At 72.7% G+C, this 15168-nt stretch carries 16 protein-coding genes; 7 read left to right on the forward strand and 9 right to left on the reverse strand.

Annotated features, from left to right (window positions below; genetic code table 11):
- Positions 1–33 precede the first annotated feature (33 nt).
- On the forward strand, positions 34–615 hold the full coding sequence (locus ACIQ6Y_RS36075) for a TetR/AcrR family transcriptional regulator (protein ID WP_404046169.1): 582 nt from the start codon (positions 34–36) through the stop codon (positions 613–615).
- Here the strand turns inward: ACIQ6Y_RS36075 and ACIQ6Y_RS36080 are convergent.
- From ACIQ6Y_RS36080 to ACIQ6Y_RS36100, 5 genes are all read right to left on the reverse strand, one after another.
- On the reverse strand, positions 602–1282 hold the full coding sequence (locus ACIQ6Y_RS36080) for an ATP-binding cassette domain-containing protein (RefSeq protein ID WP_404046172.1): 681 nt from the start codon (positions 1280–1282) through the stop codon (positions 602–604). The genes ACIQ6Y_RS36075 and ACIQ6Y_RS36080 overlap by 14 nt on opposite strands.
- A complete protein-coding gene (locus tag ACIQ6Y_RS36085) occupies positions 1279–2250 on the reverse strand; it encodes an ABC transporter ATP-binding protein (protein ID WP_404046174.1) in 972 nt (323 codons plus the stop codon). Before ACIQ6Y_RS36085 ends, ACIQ6Y_RS36080 begins: the two co-directional genes overlap by 4 nt.
- On the reverse strand, positions 2240–4042 hold the full coding sequence (locus ACIQ6Y_RS36090; protein WP_404046177.1) for an ABC transporter permease subunit: 1803 nt from the start codon (positions 4040–4042) through the stop codon (positions 2240–2242). Before ACIQ6Y_RS36090 ends, ACIQ6Y_RS36085 begins: the two co-directional genes overlap by 11 nt.
- Positions 4039–5514 (reverse strand): ABC transporter substrate-binding protein, encoded by a 1476-nt coding sequence (locus ACIQ6Y_RS36095; protein WP_404046179.1) that lies wholly within the window; start codon positions 5512–5514, stop codon positions 4039–4041. Before ACIQ6Y_RS36095 ends, ACIQ6Y_RS36090 begins: the two co-directional genes overlap by 4 nt.
- Before the next feature lie 108 nt (positions 5515–5622).
- Positions 5623–6819 (reverse strand): PucR family transcriptional regulator, encoded by a 1197-nt coding sequence (locus tag ACIQ6Y_RS36100; protein ID WP_404046182.1) that lies wholly within the window; start codon positions 6817–6819, stop codon positions 5623–5625.
- A gap of 163 nt (positions 6820–6982) precedes the next feature.
- Between ACIQ6Y_RS36100 and ACIQ6Y_RS36105 the strand changes: the two genes are divergently transcribed.
- The gene (locus ACIQ6Y_RS36105) at positions 6983–7909 is read left to right on the forward strand and encodes a proline dehydrogenase family protein (RefSeq protein ID WP_404046186.1); all 927 of its coding nucleotides are present in this window, start codon (positions 6983–6985) and stop codon (positions 7907–7909) included.
- 39 nt (positions 7910–7948) lie between these two features.
- On the forward strand, positions 7949–9580 hold the full coding sequence (gene pruA, locus ACIQ6Y_RS36110) for an L-glutamate gamma-semialdehyde dehydrogenase (RefSeq protein ID WP_404046189.1): 1632 nt from the start codon (positions 7949–7951) through the stop codon (positions 9578–9580).
- Positions 9581–9612: 32 nt separating this feature from the next.
- Here pruA and ACIQ6Y_RS36115 read toward each other — a convergent pair whose 3' ends face one another.
- Genes ACIQ6Y_RS36115 through ACIQ6Y_RS36125 form a run of 3 tightly spaced genes read right to left on the reverse strand, consistent with a single transcriptional unit; the run spans position 9613 to position 11289 of the window.
- Entirely contained in the window at positions 9613–10098 is a 486-nt protein-coding gene (locus tag ACIQ6Y_RS36115) for a DUF1877 family protein (protein ID WP_404046191.1), read from the reverse strand.
- Positions 10099–10133: 35 nt separating this feature from the next.
- Positions 10134–10340, reverse strand: coding sequence for a DUF5988 family protein (locus ACIQ6Y_RS36120; RefSeq protein ID WP_404046193.1), 207 nt, complete (start codon positions 10338–10340; stop codon positions 10134–10136).
- A gap of 52 nt (positions 10341–10392) precedes the next feature.
- A complete protein-coding gene (locus tag ACIQ6Y_RS36125; RefSeq protein ID WP_404046195.1) occupies positions 10393–11289 on the reverse strand; it encodes an alpha/beta fold hydrolase in 897 nt (298 codons plus the stop codon).
- An 84-nt stretch (positions 11290–11373) separates the two neighbouring features.
- On the opposite strand from ACIQ6Y_RS36125, the gene ACIQ6Y_RS36130 reads away from it, so the two are divergent.
- A complete protein-coding gene (locus ACIQ6Y_RS36130; protein ID WP_404046197.1) occupies positions 11374–12111 on the forward strand; it encodes a GNAT family N-acetyltransferase in 738 nt (245 codons plus the stop codon).
- 10 nt (positions 12112–12121) lie between these two features.
- Positions 12122–12646 carry a GNAT family N-acetyltransferase gene (locus tag ACIQ6Y_RS36135; protein WP_404046200.1) on the forward strand — a complete coding sequence of 175 codons (525 nt, stop codon included), beginning with the start codon at positions 12122–12124 and terminating at the stop codon, positions 12644–12646.
- A 130-nt stretch (positions 12647–12776) separates the two neighbouring features.
- Here ACIQ6Y_RS36135 and ACIQ6Y_RS36140 read toward each other — a convergent pair whose 3' ends face one another.
- Entirely contained in the window at positions 12777–13769 is a 993-nt protein-coding gene (locus ACIQ6Y_RS36140) for an NADP-dependent oxidoreductase (protein WP_404046203.1), read from the reverse strand.
- A 103-nt stretch (positions 13770–13872) separates the two neighbouring features.
- On the opposite strand from ACIQ6Y_RS36140, the gene ACIQ6Y_RS36145 reads away from it, so the two are divergent.
- Positions 13873–14808 carry a LysR family transcriptional regulator gene (locus tag ACIQ6Y_RS36145; RefSeq protein WP_404046206.1) on the forward strand — a complete coding sequence of 312 codons (936 nt, stop codon included), beginning with the start codon at positions 13873–13875 and terminating at the stop codon, positions 14806–14808.
- A gap of 183 nt (positions 14809–14991) precedes the next feature.
- Complete coding sequence (locus ACIQ6Y_RS36150) at positions 14992–15123, forward strand: hypothetical protein (protein WP_404046209.1); 132 nt, start codon at positions 14992–14994, stop codon at positions 15121–15123.
- Positions 15124–15168: the final 45 nt, after the last annotated feature.

The raw sequence follows: 15168 nt of genomic DNA on the forward strand, positions 1-15168 counted from the left end.
CGGTTGTATGGATCGGGGGCTAAGCTGACCTGCATGGGACACCGTGAGGATCTGCTCGAAGGCGCCAAGCGCTGCCTGTTGCAGAAGGGGTTCGCGCGCACGACGGCGCGCGACATCGTCAAGGAGTCGGGGACCAATCTGGCCTCGATCGGCTACCACTACGGCTCGAAGGACGCGCTGCTCGCGCAGGCGTATGTGTCGCTGGTCGAGGGGATGGGCGACGCCTTCCAGGGCGGCGGTGCCGTCATGAGCTCGCGGCCCGGGTCCGTCGAGCGGTTCCAGGAGGTGTGGTCGAACGTCATCGCCACCATGCGGGAGCCCGGATCCATCTGGCGCCTCAGCATGGAGATCGTGGTCATGGGCGACACGCTTCCCGAGGTGCGCGACCAGTTGGCGCGCGCCCAGCGCGAGGCCGGACGCGGCTTCGTCCCGATGCTCATGGGCGGCAGCGAGGAGGACGTCTCGGACGAGACCGCCGACACCCTCGGCATGTTCTATGTGACCCTCATGACCGGCCTCATCGCCCAGTGGACCTTCGACCCGAAGACCGCGCCCAGCGGCGAACAGCTCGCCGAGGGGCTGCGCCAGATGATCGCCGCGGCTACGAAGGGCTGAGCCGCCCCTCCCGCATCGTCAGCACCCGGTCCGCGAAGTGCCGTACGACCGCCGGGTCGTGGCAGATGAACAGGTAGCCGAGGCCGAGGTCGTCGCGCAGGTCGGCGAGCAGGTTGAGCACCCCGGCCCGCACGGACGGGTCCAGCGCCGACACCGGCTCGTCGAGCACCAGCAGCCGCGGCTCACAGGCAAGCGCACGGGCGATGCCGACGCGCTGGCACTGCCCGCCGGACAGCTCGTGCGGCCGCCGGTCGCCGTACGCCGGGTCCAGGCCGACCCGGTCGAGCAGCTCGGCCACCCGGGCGGGGCCGCTCGCCGCCGTCCAGCCGCCGTGCAGCCGCAGCGGCTCCGCGATCGCCTCGCGGACCGGGCGCCGCGGGTTCAGTGAGCCGTACGGGTCCTGGAAGACCGGTTGCATACGCCGCCGCAGCGGGCGCAGCTCGCGCTCGGTGAGCGCCGTCAACTCCCGGCCCTCGAAGCGCACTTCGCCGGAGTCGGGGCGGCGCAGCAGCAGCGCCGCGAGCGCGGTGGAGGACTTGCCGCAGCCGGAGGGACCGTCCAGGGCCAGGGTCTCGCCCGCCTCCAGGCGGAAGGAGACGCCGTCCACGGCGGTGACGGGGCCGTAGCGCACGACGAGGTCGCGGACGTCGAGCAGGGCGTGGCTCATACGGGGTGCTCCTGAGGTACGTCGGCCAGGCGGTGGCAGGCGACCTGCCGGCCCGCCGCCTCCCGCGGCTCCGGTTCCTCGGCCCGGCAGCGGTCGTCGGCCAGGGCGCAGCGCGGCGCGAAGGCGCAGCCCGGCGGGAGGGCGCCCGGCGCGGGCGGGGTGCCCGGCAGGGTGGGCAGGCGGCGCAGCCGGGGCCCGTCCGGGCGCGGCAGCGAGGCCAGCAGACCGGCCGTGTAGGGGGCCAGGGGCCGCTCCAACACCTCACCTGCGGGGCCGAGTTCGGCGGCCCGGCCCGCGTACATCACCAGCATCCGGTCGGCGTGCCCGCGCACCGCCTCCATGTCGTGCGTGACCAGCACCAGCGACGCCCCCACGGCCTCCCGCTGCTCGGCCAGCACCCTCAGCACCAGCTCCCGACGGTCGGCGTCCAGGGCGGTGGTGGGCTCGTCGGCGACAAGGACGTCCGGCTCGTTCACGGTCGCCATGGCGATGACCGCCCGCTGCCGCATGCCGCCGGAGTACTCGTGCGGATACGCACGCGCCCGGCGGGCCGCGTCCGGGATGCCGACCCGGTCGAGCGCGGCCACCGCGACGGCTCGCGCCTGTCGGCGCGACACGCGGCGCACGGACCGTACGGCGGCGGCGAGTTGATCGCCGACGGGGTGCACGGGGGAGAGGGCGGACAGCGCGTCCTGCGGCACGAGCGCGATACGGCGGCCCCGTGCGGCGGACAGGTCCGGCAGCACGCTCCCGGTCATGGCCGCCCCGGGCGGCAGCATCCCGAGCAGCGCGCGGGCGGTCAGCGACTTGCCCGCGCCCGACTCGCCCACCAGCGCGAGGACTTCGCGGGGGTGTACGTCGAAGGAGAGGCCGCGTACGACCTCCACCCCGGCGAAGGCGATCCGCAGCCCGCGCACCGAGAGCAGCGGCTCGGGCCGAGGGGACTCAGACTTGGACTCAGACTCCACCGGGGGCCTCCTTCCGGACGGCGGACGCGACCGTGCGCCGCCCCTGCGCGTGCGCCGCTCCCGACACCGCCCGCCCCTGGGTGTACGCCGCCCCCGACACCGCCCGCCCCTGCGCGTACGCCGCCCCCGACACCGCCAGCCCCGCCAGCAGCGCGAGTGCGACCGCCGGGGCGAGGGCCGCCCATGGGGCGCGTTCGACATAGGCGCGGGACTCGTCGAGCAGCAGCCCCCACTCCGGCGCGGGCGGCTGGGCGCCCAGGCCCAGGAAGCCGAGGGAGGCCAGGGCGAGCGCGATGCCGGGCAGCCGCAGCAGGGCGTGCCGGGCGACGGGCGCCGCGACGGACGGCAGCACATGCCGGGTCAGGATCCATGACGGCGGTGCACCGAGGGCGCGTTGGGCCGTGAGGAACCCCGACGACCGCACCTCCTGCACCAGCGCCGCCGCGTGCGCGGCGAGGGGAGGCCACGAGATCAGGGCGACGGCGAGGGCGGCCCCGCCGGTGCCGGGCCCGGCGGCGGCCGCGACCAGGATGCCGACGATCACCGGCGGCAGCGCGTTGGCGATGTCCGCCGCGCCCGCCGCGACACCGGGCAGGAAACCGAGCGCGAGCGCGACCAGCAGGCTGAGCAGGCACACCGCGGTCGCCGTGCCGACGGTCGACGCGGCGCCGTGCCCGAGCCGGGCCAGCACATCGCGGCCGAGTCCGTCGGTGCCCAGAGGGTGCGCCCAGGAGGGCGCGGCGAGCCGGGCGGTGGTGTGCACGGCGTACGGGTCGCGCAGCAGGCCCCAGCCGATCGTCACGGCGAGCAGTGTGAACAGGGTCAACGGGATCGCCGGGTGTGTACGGACCGGGCGGGCCGTCGGCAGTGTGAGGGAGGCGTCACGCAGCGCGGACCCCAGCAGCAACCGCCGTGTGAACGCCGCCGCCACGCCCGCGACCAGCCCGAGCAGCAACAGCGCCAGCACCGACCCCTGGAGCAGCGGCAGATCCTGCGACTTGGCCGCCCCCAGCGCCGTACGTCCGATGCCCGGCACGGCGAACACCGTCTCCACCGCGACCGCGCCCCCGGTCAGTCCCACGGCCGCCATCCCGAACTGCGGCACCAGCGGCGGCACCACCCGCCGCAGCGCGGCCGACGCGATCCGCGCCCGGCTCACGCCCGCGCCCCGCCACAGCTCCACCCACCGCTCGTCGAGCACGGCGGGCAGCGCGTCCGCGACCAGCCGCCCCAGCAGACCGCCCGCGGGAACGCCCAGCGCGACCGCGGGCAGCACCAGATGCTCCGGCCCCTGCCAGCCGGACGTCGGCAGCCACCCCAGCCACACCCCGCACACCAGCAGCGCGACCGTGGCCAGCAGGAACTCGGGCACGGCCGCCAGCATCGCGGCCCCCGCCCCGGCCGAGCCGCGCCCCCGCACCAGCACCGGCACGACCAGGGCCGCCGCCGGCAGCACCGCCACCGCGAGCGCCGCGCCCATCAGCCCCAGCGACACCTGCAGCCCGGCCGTCACCGACGGCCCCACCTCGGTGTGCGACACCCACGAGGTCCCCAGGTCCCCGCGCAGCAGCCCGCCCGCCCAGTCCCCGAGCAGGTGCAACGGCCCGGCACCCAGCCCGAGATCACGTCGTACGGCGTCCAGAGCCTCGCGCGTCGGCTCCTGCTCGGCGGAGCGGGCGCGCAGCACGGTCAGCGCCGGGTCCCGCCCGGACAGCCAGGGCAGCAGCCCTACGGCGGTGACGACCGCGGCGAGACACAGCAGCCGGGTCGTCCCGGCGGCGGTCGGCCTCACCTGACGTAGGTGGCGGCGGTGACCAGCTCCCGCTCGCGCGGGTCGTGGGCGGCGTCGACGACCCCGGCCGCGTCGCCCTGGACGACCCGCTCGTGCAGCATCGGCACGGCCGCGTCGGTGGCCAGCACCGCGGCCTCGGCGGCGATGACGGCCGCGCGCCGGGCGTCGCCGGTGGCCGTGGCGCCGGCCTTGCGCAGCGCGGCGTCCACCGAACGGTCCGCGAGCTGGGAGATGTTGAAGGAGCCGTCGGAGGCGAAGTCGCTGTAGAGGTAGGCGGCCGGGTCGCCGGAGTCCAGGACGGTCGCCCGGGACAGGACGAAGGCGTCGAACGCGCCCGCCAGCGCGTCGGACTCGATGTTGGCGTACTCCCGCACGTCCAGCTTCACCCGGAAACCGGCCTTCTGGAGCTGCTGTTGCAGCGCGGCGGCGACCTCGGGCAGCTCGGCGCGGTCGGTGAAGGTGCCGAGCGTGATCGAAGCGCCCTGCACGGCACGGGACTTGGCCCGCTTCACCGGCGTACGCAGATCGTCCGCCCAGGGCAGCGCCGGGCCCAGCAGCCCCTCGGCGGCATCGGCGCGGCCCTCGTACACGCCCCGCACGATGGACTCGGCGTCGATCGCCTCGCGGGCGGCGGCCCGGACCGCGGGGTCGGCGAAGGGGCCGTCGGAGGTGTTGAGGTACAGCGTGTTGGTGCGCGGCATCGGCACCTCGGTGATCAGGTCCTCGTCCACCAGCGCCGCCTGCGACACGGGCACGGCCTCGACGATGTCGGCCTCGCCGCTGCGCAGGGCGGCCGCGCGGGCGGTGCCGTCGGGGACGAACCGTACATCGATGCCGGGGGCCTTCGCCTTGGCGCCCCAGTAGCCGGCGTAGCGGTCGAGGGACGCGGAGGAGGTGCCGTTCACCTCGGTCAGCTCGAACGGGCCGGTGCCAGCGCCGACCGGGTCCACCGTCTTCCCGCGGTAGGCCTTCGCGGCGAGGATCGACAGCTGCGGGGAGCTGAGCCGCTGCGGGACGAGGGGGTCCTGCTCTGCGGTGGTGACGGTGACGGTGTGTCCGTTCCCGTGAGCCGTCAGCTCGACACCGTCGAGGATGCGCGGCTTGGGGGAGGCGGTCGCGGCCCGGGTGAGGGACCGGACGACGGCCTCGGCGTCCAGCTTCGTACCGTCGTGGAAGGTGACGCCCTGGCGTATGTCGAAGATCCAACTGCGGCCCTGCTGACGCCACTTGGTGGCCAGCGCGGGCCGGGCGTCGCCGTCCGCGTCCAGCCTCACCAGGGTCTCGGCGGTCGACCAGCGCGACAGCTTGAACGCGTCGTCGGTGAGCGGGGAGAGCCCCGAGCGCGGGGGCTGCATCATCGCGACGCGGATGCGCCTGCCGTCCCCGTCCGTCGCCGGCGAGCCGGAGAAGCAGCCGGTGAGCAGGGCGGAGACGCCGGCGAGGAGAAGCAGTCGGCGGGCGGGCAGGCGCACGGAACCCTCCGGGTAAAGGGGTGGTCAAGAGAGGAAGTGCGCTGACCGTAGCATGATGACAATCGTTTTCAACAAATTCCCGCGGGGTGCCGGGGCTCAACAGCCGCGCTACAGCCGCGCCGCCTTCAACGCCATGTGCAGCAGCAGCCGGTGCTCCCCGTCGTCCAGATCCAGCCCCGTCAGCTGCTCCACCCGGGACAGGCGGTAGTAGAGGGTCTGCCGGTGGATGCCCAGCGCGGCGGCCGTGCGGCCGGCCTGGCCCGCGTGGTCGAGGTAGACCTCGGCGGTGCGGGCGAGTTCCCGCTGGGCGGGGGAGAGCAGCGGGGCGACCGCGGGGTCGTGTGCCGAGCCCGCGGGCAGCGAGGTCAGCAGCCGGTAGGAGCCGATCCGGGACCACTCGGCGACCGGGCCGAGCCGGGGCTCGGCGACCGCGGCCCGGGCCGCGGCCGACGCCTCCTGCCAGGACGTGCCCAGCTCGGCCAGCCCGGTGCGGATCTCGCCGACCCCGGCCGCGCGGGCCCCCTCCCGCAGCAACCGCGAGGCCGCCGTCAGCGCCGGGACGTGCACATCCGCCGAGCGCAGCCGCACCAGCAGCGCCAGGCACTGCCCTGTCGTACCCCACGGCACCGTGCACAGGGCCGTCGCATGCGGCACCGTGCGGGCCGAGGGCGCGTCGTCGGGGTCGGCCGACGGCCAGGGCGCGACGCAGACCACGGTGTGCGGGCCCTCTCCGCGCGGCCCCAGGGCCGTCCGCAGTGCGGCCACCGCCATGTCCTGCTGCCAGCCCCCTTCGGCGGTCAGCACCGCGCGGAACTCCCGGGTCAGGTCGGCGCCGTGCTGCGCCTCGTCCGCGAGCAGCGCGCCGATCCGCGCGGCCACCTCCATCGCCGCGCCGAGCTGGGCGTCCGTGGGGCCGGGATCGTCGTCCAGCAGCCAGACGTAGCCGAGGACGACACCCCGGTGGCGTACCGGGAGGCAGATCCGCCCGCGGTAGACGCCCGCCTCGGGCGTCGGCGGGATACGCACCGGGGCGGTCGCCCGGGTGATGCCGAAGCCCTCGAACCACTCCCGCACCGCCGCCGTGGAGCGCCGGGTCAGGATCGAGCGGGTGCGGACCGGGTCCAGCGCGGACGGGTCGAGGTCACCCTCGTCGTCGTACGCGCCGAAGGCGATCAGCTCGAAGTCGCGGTTCTCCAGGGTCGCCGGAACGCCCAGGAGCTCGGAGATCTCGTCGACCAGCTCTTGGTAGTCCGCCACGTTTCTGAAGGATCCAGCTTCCGGCGTCACCCGGGCATTCTGCCCCATATCCGCGAGGCCTTCATACATCTGTCTGAGATCTGCGGCACGGATGCGTGACAGCTGTCGATGGCAGAGGATCGGAGCAATCCTTAGGTTTCACGGTGGTTCTCCGTGCCGTACCCGACTCGTAGGGCTACGGCCTGTTTCTGCTGGTTTGTGGAGGTTCCCCGTGCTGGGTCCCGTGATTCTCGCCGCGTCGCGCAGCGACCGGATGCGACGCCTGATCTCGGCGGCCCCGGTCACCAAGCAGGTCGTCGACCGGTTCATCCCCGGTGAGACCGTGGACGACATCGTCCCGATCATCGAGGACCTCACGGCCAAGGGCCTGGAGCTGACGATGGACGTCGTCGGCGAGGACATCACCACCCCGGAGCAGGCCGGTGCCGCCCGGGACGCCTATCTGGCGCTGATCGACCACCTCAAGGACCTGGGGCTGGGCGAGCGTGTGGAGATGTCCGTCAAGCTGTCGATGTTCGGCCAGGCGCTGGACGGCGGCCACGAACTGGCCCTCGCCAATGTCCGCCCGGTCGTCGAGGCCGCCGCCGCGATCGGCACCACCGTCACCCTGGACGCCGAGGACCACACCACCCTCGACTCGATGTTCGCCATCCACGACGAGCTGCGGAAGGACTTCCCGCAGACCGGCTGCGTCATCCAGGCCTACCTCTTCCGCACCGAGGCCGACGCCCGCCGCCTCGCCGCGAACGGCAGCCGCGTCCGCCTCGTGAAGGGCGCCTACAAGGAGCCCGCCGAGGTCGCCTACCAGCAGAAGCACGAGATCGACAAGGCGTATGTGCGCATCCTGCGGACGCTGATGGAGGGCGAGGGCTACCCGATGATCGGGTCCCACGACCCGCGCCTGATCTCCATCGGCCAGGAACTCGCCCGCAAGGCCGGCCGCAAGCTCGACGAGTACGAGTTCCAGATGCTGTACGGCATCCGCGGCGACGAGCACCTGCGCCTGGCCGCCGAGGGCCACCGCATGCGCGTCTACACCGCCTACGGCACCGACTGGTACGGCTACTTCATGCGACGCCTGGCCGAGAAGCCGGCCAACCTGCGGTTCTTCGTCCGCAGCATGCTCTCCAAGGGCTGAACCCGAACACCCGCTCACGTACAAGGAGTTACGGATCTCATGGACGCTGTGACCCAGGTCCCCACCCCCGTCAACGAGCCGGTGCACGGCTACGCCCCCGGCTCGCCCGAGCGCGCCCGGCTGGAGGTCAAGCTCAAGGAGCTGGCCGAGAACCCGATCGACCTGCCCTGCACCATCGGCGGTGAGAAGCGGATGGGCGGCGGAGAGGTCTTCCAGGTCGTCCAGCCGCACAACCACAAGGCCGTCATCGGCACCTACCGCAACGCCACGCAGGCGGACGCGCAGGACGCGATCGACGCCGCCCTCGCGGCCGCCCCGGCCTGGCGCGCGATGTCCTTCGACGACCGCGCGGCGATCATCCTGCGCGCGGCCGAGCTGCTGGCCGGCCCGTGGCGCGAGACGCTGGCCGCCTCCACCATGCTGGGCCAGTCCAAGACCGCCCAGCAGGCCGAGATCGACACCCCCTGCGAGCTGGTGGACTTCTGGCGCTTCAACGTCGCCTACGCCCGCCAGATCCTGGCCGAGCAGCCCCCGGCGAACTCCCCGGGCGTGTGGAACCGCCTGGACCACCGCCCGCTGGAGGGCTTCGTCTACGCGATCACGCCGTTCAACTTCACGGCCATCGCGGGCAACCTGCCGACCGCCCCGGCCCTGATGGGCAACGTGGTCGTGTGGAAGCCGTCCCCGACGCAGACCCACGCCGCCGTGCTGCTGATGCAGCTGCTGGAGGAGGCCGGTCTGCCCAAGGGCGTCATCAACCTCGTCACCGGCGACGGCATCGAGGTCTCCAAGGTCGCCCTCGAGCACCGCGACCTCGCCGGCATCCACTTCACCGGCTCGACCAAGACCTTCCAGTACCTGTGGAAGACGGTCGGCACCAACATCGAGAAGTACCGCTCCTACCCGCGCCTGGTCGGCGAGACCGGCGGCAAGGACTTCGTCGTCGCCCACCCGAGCGCCGACCGCGCGATCCTGAAGACCGCCCTGACCCGTGGCGCCTTCGAATACCAGGGCCAGAAGTGCTCCGCGACCTCCCGCGCCTACGTCCCGGCCTCCATCTGGAACTCCGGCTTCAAGGAGGAGTTCGCCGCCGAGGTCGACTACCTCACCATGGGTGACGTCACCGACCTGTCGAACTTCATCGGCGCCGTCATCGACGAGCGTGCCTTCGCCAAGAACAAGGCCGCCATCGACCGTGCCAAGCAGGACCCGGCCTGCACGATCGTCGCGGGCGGCTCCTACGACGACTCGGTCGGCTACTTCGTCCGCCCGACCGTCATCGAGTGCAGCGACCCGGAGAACGAGGTCTTCACGACCGAGTACTTCGGCCCGATCCTCGCCGTGCACGTCTACGAGGACGACAAGTACGACGAGATGCTGACCCAGATGGAGTCCGCCTCCGACTACGCCCTCACCGGCTCGGTCATCTCCAGCGACCGCGCGGCCACCGCGTACACGATGGACAAGCTGCGCTACGCGGCCGGCAACTTCTACATCAACGACAAGTCCACCGGTGCCGTCGTCGGCCAGCAGCCCTTCGGCGGCGGCCGCGCCTCCGGCACCAACGACAAGGCCGGCGCCCCGCAGAACCTGATGCGCTGGACGCTGACCCGCGCCATCAAGGAGACGCTGGTCCCGCCGACCGACTACACCTACCCGCACATGGGCTGACGCCCCAGCGGCACCCCCTTTCGAGGGCCGGGTCAGAAGGCGAAGTTCTTCGCCATGGCCCGGCCCTCGGCCGCTGCCCGCACATACGTGTCGCGCAGATCCACGTAGTACTGGGCGAGCATCTCCGCGACCTTCTCCTCGGGCCACCCCCAGGACCCCGCCAGCTCGGCGCCGCTCACGGCCCACAGGTCCTCGAAGGCCGTGGCCTTGAGGAACTCCGCGCCCAGGCGCACGTCCTCGGGCGTGAGCAGCACATAGGGGTCCGGATACGTCGGGTGGTACACGGGCCGTCCGCCGAATATGAGCAGCGAGGCGGGCAGCCAGGGGCCGATGTCGTGCTTCTCGGCCCCGCAGAGGAGGTGGTCCAGGGTGAAGAAGTCCTTGTGGATCACCATCTCGACGGCGTCCGGCGACTTCTCCTCGCTGTCCCAGGACGCCTCGAACAGCTCGGCGAGCCAGACGCCGTCCTCGCGCAGCTCGGCCTCGGGGACCGCGATCAGATGCAGGTGGTAGCCCATGCGATCACCGTAGGGCCCACCACTGACAACGCCCCTCAGCCGGCCATCTCGGTCCGCTCCCACCACTCGTACACTGGCAGGCTGCCCTCCGGCGTGTCGGCCTCGCGGGACGTGGGCCGGAAGTGTTCGTAGCCGTTGCGCAGCTCGATCTTCACGTCCGGGCCGGGGCTGGGGACGGGCACGATCCGCTCGGGAAGATCGTCCGGGCCGCCTTCGAGAAACACCTTCTCCGTGTCGTTCATGACGTCACCTGTTCCCCTCGCGGCGGCCGCATGTCCGGCGCCGCGGGGAGGATCAGTCGTGTGGGCGAGCCGCCGGCAGGGTCCTGCCGAGGAAGTCGTCGATCAGGCCCGCGATCTGGTCCGCGTGCGTCTCCAGGGCGAAGTGGCCGGTGGGCAGCAGATGCACCTCGGCCTCCGGCAGGTCCCGCTGGAAGGCGAGGGTGCCCGCCGGGACGAAGATCTCGTCGTGGCCGCCCCAGACCGCCAGCAGGGGCACCCGGCTGGTGCGGAAGTACTCCTGGAAGGCCGGGTAGAGGGCGAAGTTGGAGCCGTAGTCGGAGATCAGGTCGAGCTGGATCTCCGTCTGGCCCGGGCGGGCGATGTCGGCCGCGTCCCGCTCGTAGGCGTCCGGGCTGACCAGCTCCCTCAGTCGCTCCGGAACGCCGTGCAGGTACTGCCACTTGATGCCGTCCAGGGAGTAGATCTCCCGCACCGGCGCCTCCGTCTCGGGCGTGCGCTCCGCGATCAGCGCCTTCACCGGCGCCCAGGCCTCGGCGCCGAGCCCCTCCTCGTAGGCGTTGCCGTTCTGCGTGACGATCGCGCTCACCCGGTCCGGATGCGCGAGCGCGAGCCGCAGTCCGATCGGGGCGCCGTAGTCCTGGACGTACAGCGCGAACCGCTTCAGCCCGAGCTGCTCGGTGAACTCGGCGGTGACCCGAGCCAGTTCGGCGAACGTGTACGAGAACTCCGACGCGTCCGGCCGCGCCGAACGCCCGAACCCGATGTGGTCCGGCGCGATCACGCGATAGCGGCCGGCGAGCAGCGGAATCAGGTCCCGGAACATGTGCGAGCTGCTGGGGAAGCCGTGCAGGAGCAGCAGCACCGGCGCGTCCTCGGGGCCGGCCTCGCGGTAGTACACCTCGTGGCCGCGGACGGTCGCGGTGCGGTGGTGAACCCGGTGAGTGGTCATGACGGCATCATGGTGCGCGCGTACCTAACTGGTCAAGAGTCTTTTAGTGGTTAGGCTGCCGGTGGTGTGTGCTAAGAACAGCCCGTGACACTCAAGGTCGAGCGCGCCGACGCGCGCGAGTGGCAGGAAGAGCAGCTCGCGGAGCTGTTCAGCGAGGGCTTCCCGGCGTTCATCACGGCCGACCGGGTGGTGAAGCGCTACATAGGCCGGGTCAGGGAGTACTTCGCCGAGTTCGAGCTGATCCTCGTCGACGAGCGCGACATGCCCGTGGCCGCCGGATGGGGCGTGCCGCTGCGCTGGGACGGCACCGTCGACGGACTGCCCGGCGGCTACACCGACGCTCTCGTCCGGGCGGTCGAAGGGCGCGAACAGGGCCTGGAGCCGGACACGTTGGTGATCTGCGGGGCCGTCGTCCACCCGTCTCTGCGGGGGCGCGGGCTGGCCGGCGAGACACTCATGGCGCTGCGCCGCACCGCGCGCGAGGCCGGGCTCGGCAAGGTCGTGGCGCCCGTCCGCCCCACGTCGAAGGAGCAGTTCCCGCTCATGCCCATCGAGGACTTCATGCGCTGGCGCCGCACCGACGACACCCACGTCGACCCCTGGATCCGCACGCACGAACGCCTCGGCGCCCAACTCCTCGCCCCCGCACCGGAGTCGCAGATCATGACCGGCACGGTCGCGGAATGGAAGGAGTGGACCGGCCTCGACCTGCCGCTGACCGCCGAGTACGTGATACCCGGCGGGCTGAGCGTGCTGCGGCTCGACAAGGCCGCCGACCACGGGGTGTACCGCGAGCCCCACGTATGGATGCGGCACGCCTGACAATGCTCCTATGACCCTGCGCATCGCCCACACGGCCCAGCTCGCCCCCAGCGAACTCCTCGCCGTCCGCGCCCTGTTGTACGACTCCTTCGACGGCGACTTCTCCGCCGAGGACTGGGACCACACCCTCGGCGGCATGCACGCCCTCGCCTACGACGAGCGGGGAATCGCCGCGCACGGGGCGGTGGTCATGCGCCGGGCCCGGCTCGGCGGACGCTGGCTGCGCATCGGCTACGTCGAGGGAGTCGCCGTACGCCGGGACGTGCGGCGCACCGGACTCGGCGGCCGGGTGATGGACGCGCTGGAGGGCGTCCTCACCCGCGCCTACGACCTGGGCGCCCTCTCCGCGAGCGACGAGGGCGCCCTGCTGTACGAGGCCCGCGGCTGGTGCGCCTGGTCCGGCCCGGTCGGCGCGCTGGGGCCGGACGGACCGGTCCGGCTGCCCGAGGAGGAGGGGTCCACCTACGTCTGGCCCGCCCCCGCGGGGCCGCACACCGAGCTGCTCTTCGACTGGCGCGACGGCGACGTGCTGTGAGGTGCCGCTCAGGCCGCTGATGCGCAGCTCAGCCCGCTGAGGTGCCGGTCAGCCCGCTGAGGTGCCGGTCAGGCCGCTGAGGGCCGCTCGTGCCTCCTGAGGTGCCGCTCAGGCCCCCTGAGGATGCCGCTCAGGCGGCCCTGACCAGCATCTTCCCCGTGTTCCCGCCCCGCAGCATCAGCAGGAACGCCTCCACGATCCGCTCGAACCCGTCCACGACCGTCTCGTCGAGCGCGAGCGCCCCACTGCGCAGATGCGGTACGGCGAACGCGTACAGCTCCTCCTGCTGCTCCCGGTAGTCGCTCACCAGGAAGCCCTCGATGCGCAGGCGCTTCTCCACCACATCGGCGTGGTTGAAGAGCACCGGCGGGGCGGCCGGGGTGTTGTACTGGCTGATCGTGCCCACCCGCACCACCCGCCCGCGCTCGCGCAGCGCGCCGATCGCGGCGCCGAGGTGCTCGCCGCCGACGTTGTCCACGAAGACGTCGATCCCGCCGGGGGCGGCCTTCGCCAGCAGGTCGGCGACCGGGCCGTCGTGGTAGTCGAACGCCGCGTCGTAGCCGACCTGTTCGGTCAGATGGCGGACCTTCTCCGGCGTGCCCGCGCTGCCGATCAGCCGGCCCGCGCCCAGCAGCCGGGCGAAGCGGCCGGTGGCCGTGCCGACCCCGCCGGCCGCGCCGGACACGAAGACGTCCTGCCCCTCGCGCAGTTCGGCGATCCGGGTGAGCCCGATGTACGCCGTCAGGCCCGTACCGCCGAGCACGCTCAGGTACGCCGTCAGCGGGACGCCCTCGTGCAGCGGGATGCGCCGGACCTCGTCGGGCGTGACCACGGCGTGGGTGCGCCAGCCCTGCCGGTGGAAGACGATCTCGCCCTCGCGCAGGGACGGTTCGCGCGAGGCGACGACCCGGCCGAGCGTGCGGCCCTCCAGCGGCGCGTCGAGCGCGAAGTCGCCGTCCATCATCTCGCGGTGGTACGGGTCGACCGACCACAGCAGGTTCTCCACCACGGCCGTGCCCGGCCGGGGCTCGGGGACCGGCGACTCGACGAACCGGAAGTGGTCCGTGGTGGGAAAGCCCGTCGGACGGGCGGTCTGCTGGACGGTGAGCGCGATGTCGTTCATGACAGGGACCGTAGGAAGGAATGCCGACTGGGGGCAGGGGGTTGCGCTCATGGGACCGGCCGGTCCATGAATCGCCCTCATAGCAGCAGGTGGGAGCACCCGCGTGAACACCGTCGACCTCGCACGCACCGTCGACCTCGCACCCCAGGAGCTGCGCACCCTCGTGGCCGTCGCCGAGGAGGGCGGCTTCTCCGCCGCGGCCGTACGCCTCGGGTCCACCCAGTCCGCGGTGTCGCATGCGGTGCGCGGCATGGAACGCAAGCTGGGTGTCGTGCTGTTCGAGCGGGGCCGGCACGGGGCGCGGCCCACCGCCGCGGGGGAGCGGGCCGTGGCGCACGGGCGCCGGGTGCTGCGGATGCTCCAGGTGCTGGTCGCCGAGACGCGCGGGGCCGGTGCCGGGGACTCCGGGCCGCCGGCGGGCCCGCTGCGCATCGCCGCGTTCCGCAGCGCGGCCCTGCATCTGCTGCCGCCCGCGCTGGAGCGGCTGACCGCGCGGCACCCCGGCATCGAGGCGAGCGTGACCGTCGTACGGGAGGTCGGGCCGGGCACGGCGGGGGAGGTGGCCGGGGGGAGGGCCGACATCGGGATCGCCACGATCGGCACCAGCTCACCGATCCCGCCGGAGCTGGTCGGTGATGTGCTGCTGGAGGAGCCGTACTCCCTGGTGCACCCGGCGGGGCACCCCGACCCGCGGTCGCTGCCGCTGGTCGACTGGACGGAGAACTGCACTTCCTACACGCGTGAGTGGTGGGCCGCCCAGGAGTGGCTGCCGCCGGCGACCGTGCGCGCCGAGGACGACGGAGCGGTGCTCTCAATGGTGAGCAGTGGTCTCGGCATGGCCGTCATGCCCGCACTCTCCCTCACCGGAGCACCGCTCACCCTTCAGATCACCGATCTCGGTCCGCGGCGCCCCACCCGTCAGGTCGGCTACGTCACCACCCCCGAGCTGGCCGCCACGGCAGCCGTTCGGGCCCTTGTCCGCGAGCTGCGCGCGCTGCATCCGAGGGTCGCCGTCTCAGATAGTAGGAAGTCCGAGTAATTGTGGAGACACGAGCGAGCTCCTCCCTTAGCTTTGTAGAAGCCGAACGTCTCGCTCGATCAAGCGAATGGCGGTCGTGAGCCGGGCCCCGTGCAGGCAACCCCTGCGGCCGGTGCTCCCCGCCCCTTCCGGCGTCTCGTAACCCCCTCATGCACTCCGGTCTTCCGAAGGAGTCGATTTCCCATGGCCGAGACGACCGTCCGCCGCCGAGTCCGCCACGTCTCCCGTCCGAACGAGACCGACCGCCAGCAGGCCGCCGCCGCCCTCCAGCGCGCCCTCGACCGCCGCGACAACGGCGGCGCGACCGGCCACTGAGGCGACCGCAGGGCCGGCTACTGAGCCGATCACTGAGCGACCGCC

The organism is Streptomyces sp. NPDC096205, assembly GCF_044763135.1.
Classification (GTDB): Bacteria; Actinomycetota; Actinomycetes; order Streptomycetales; family Streptomycetaceae; genus Streptomyces.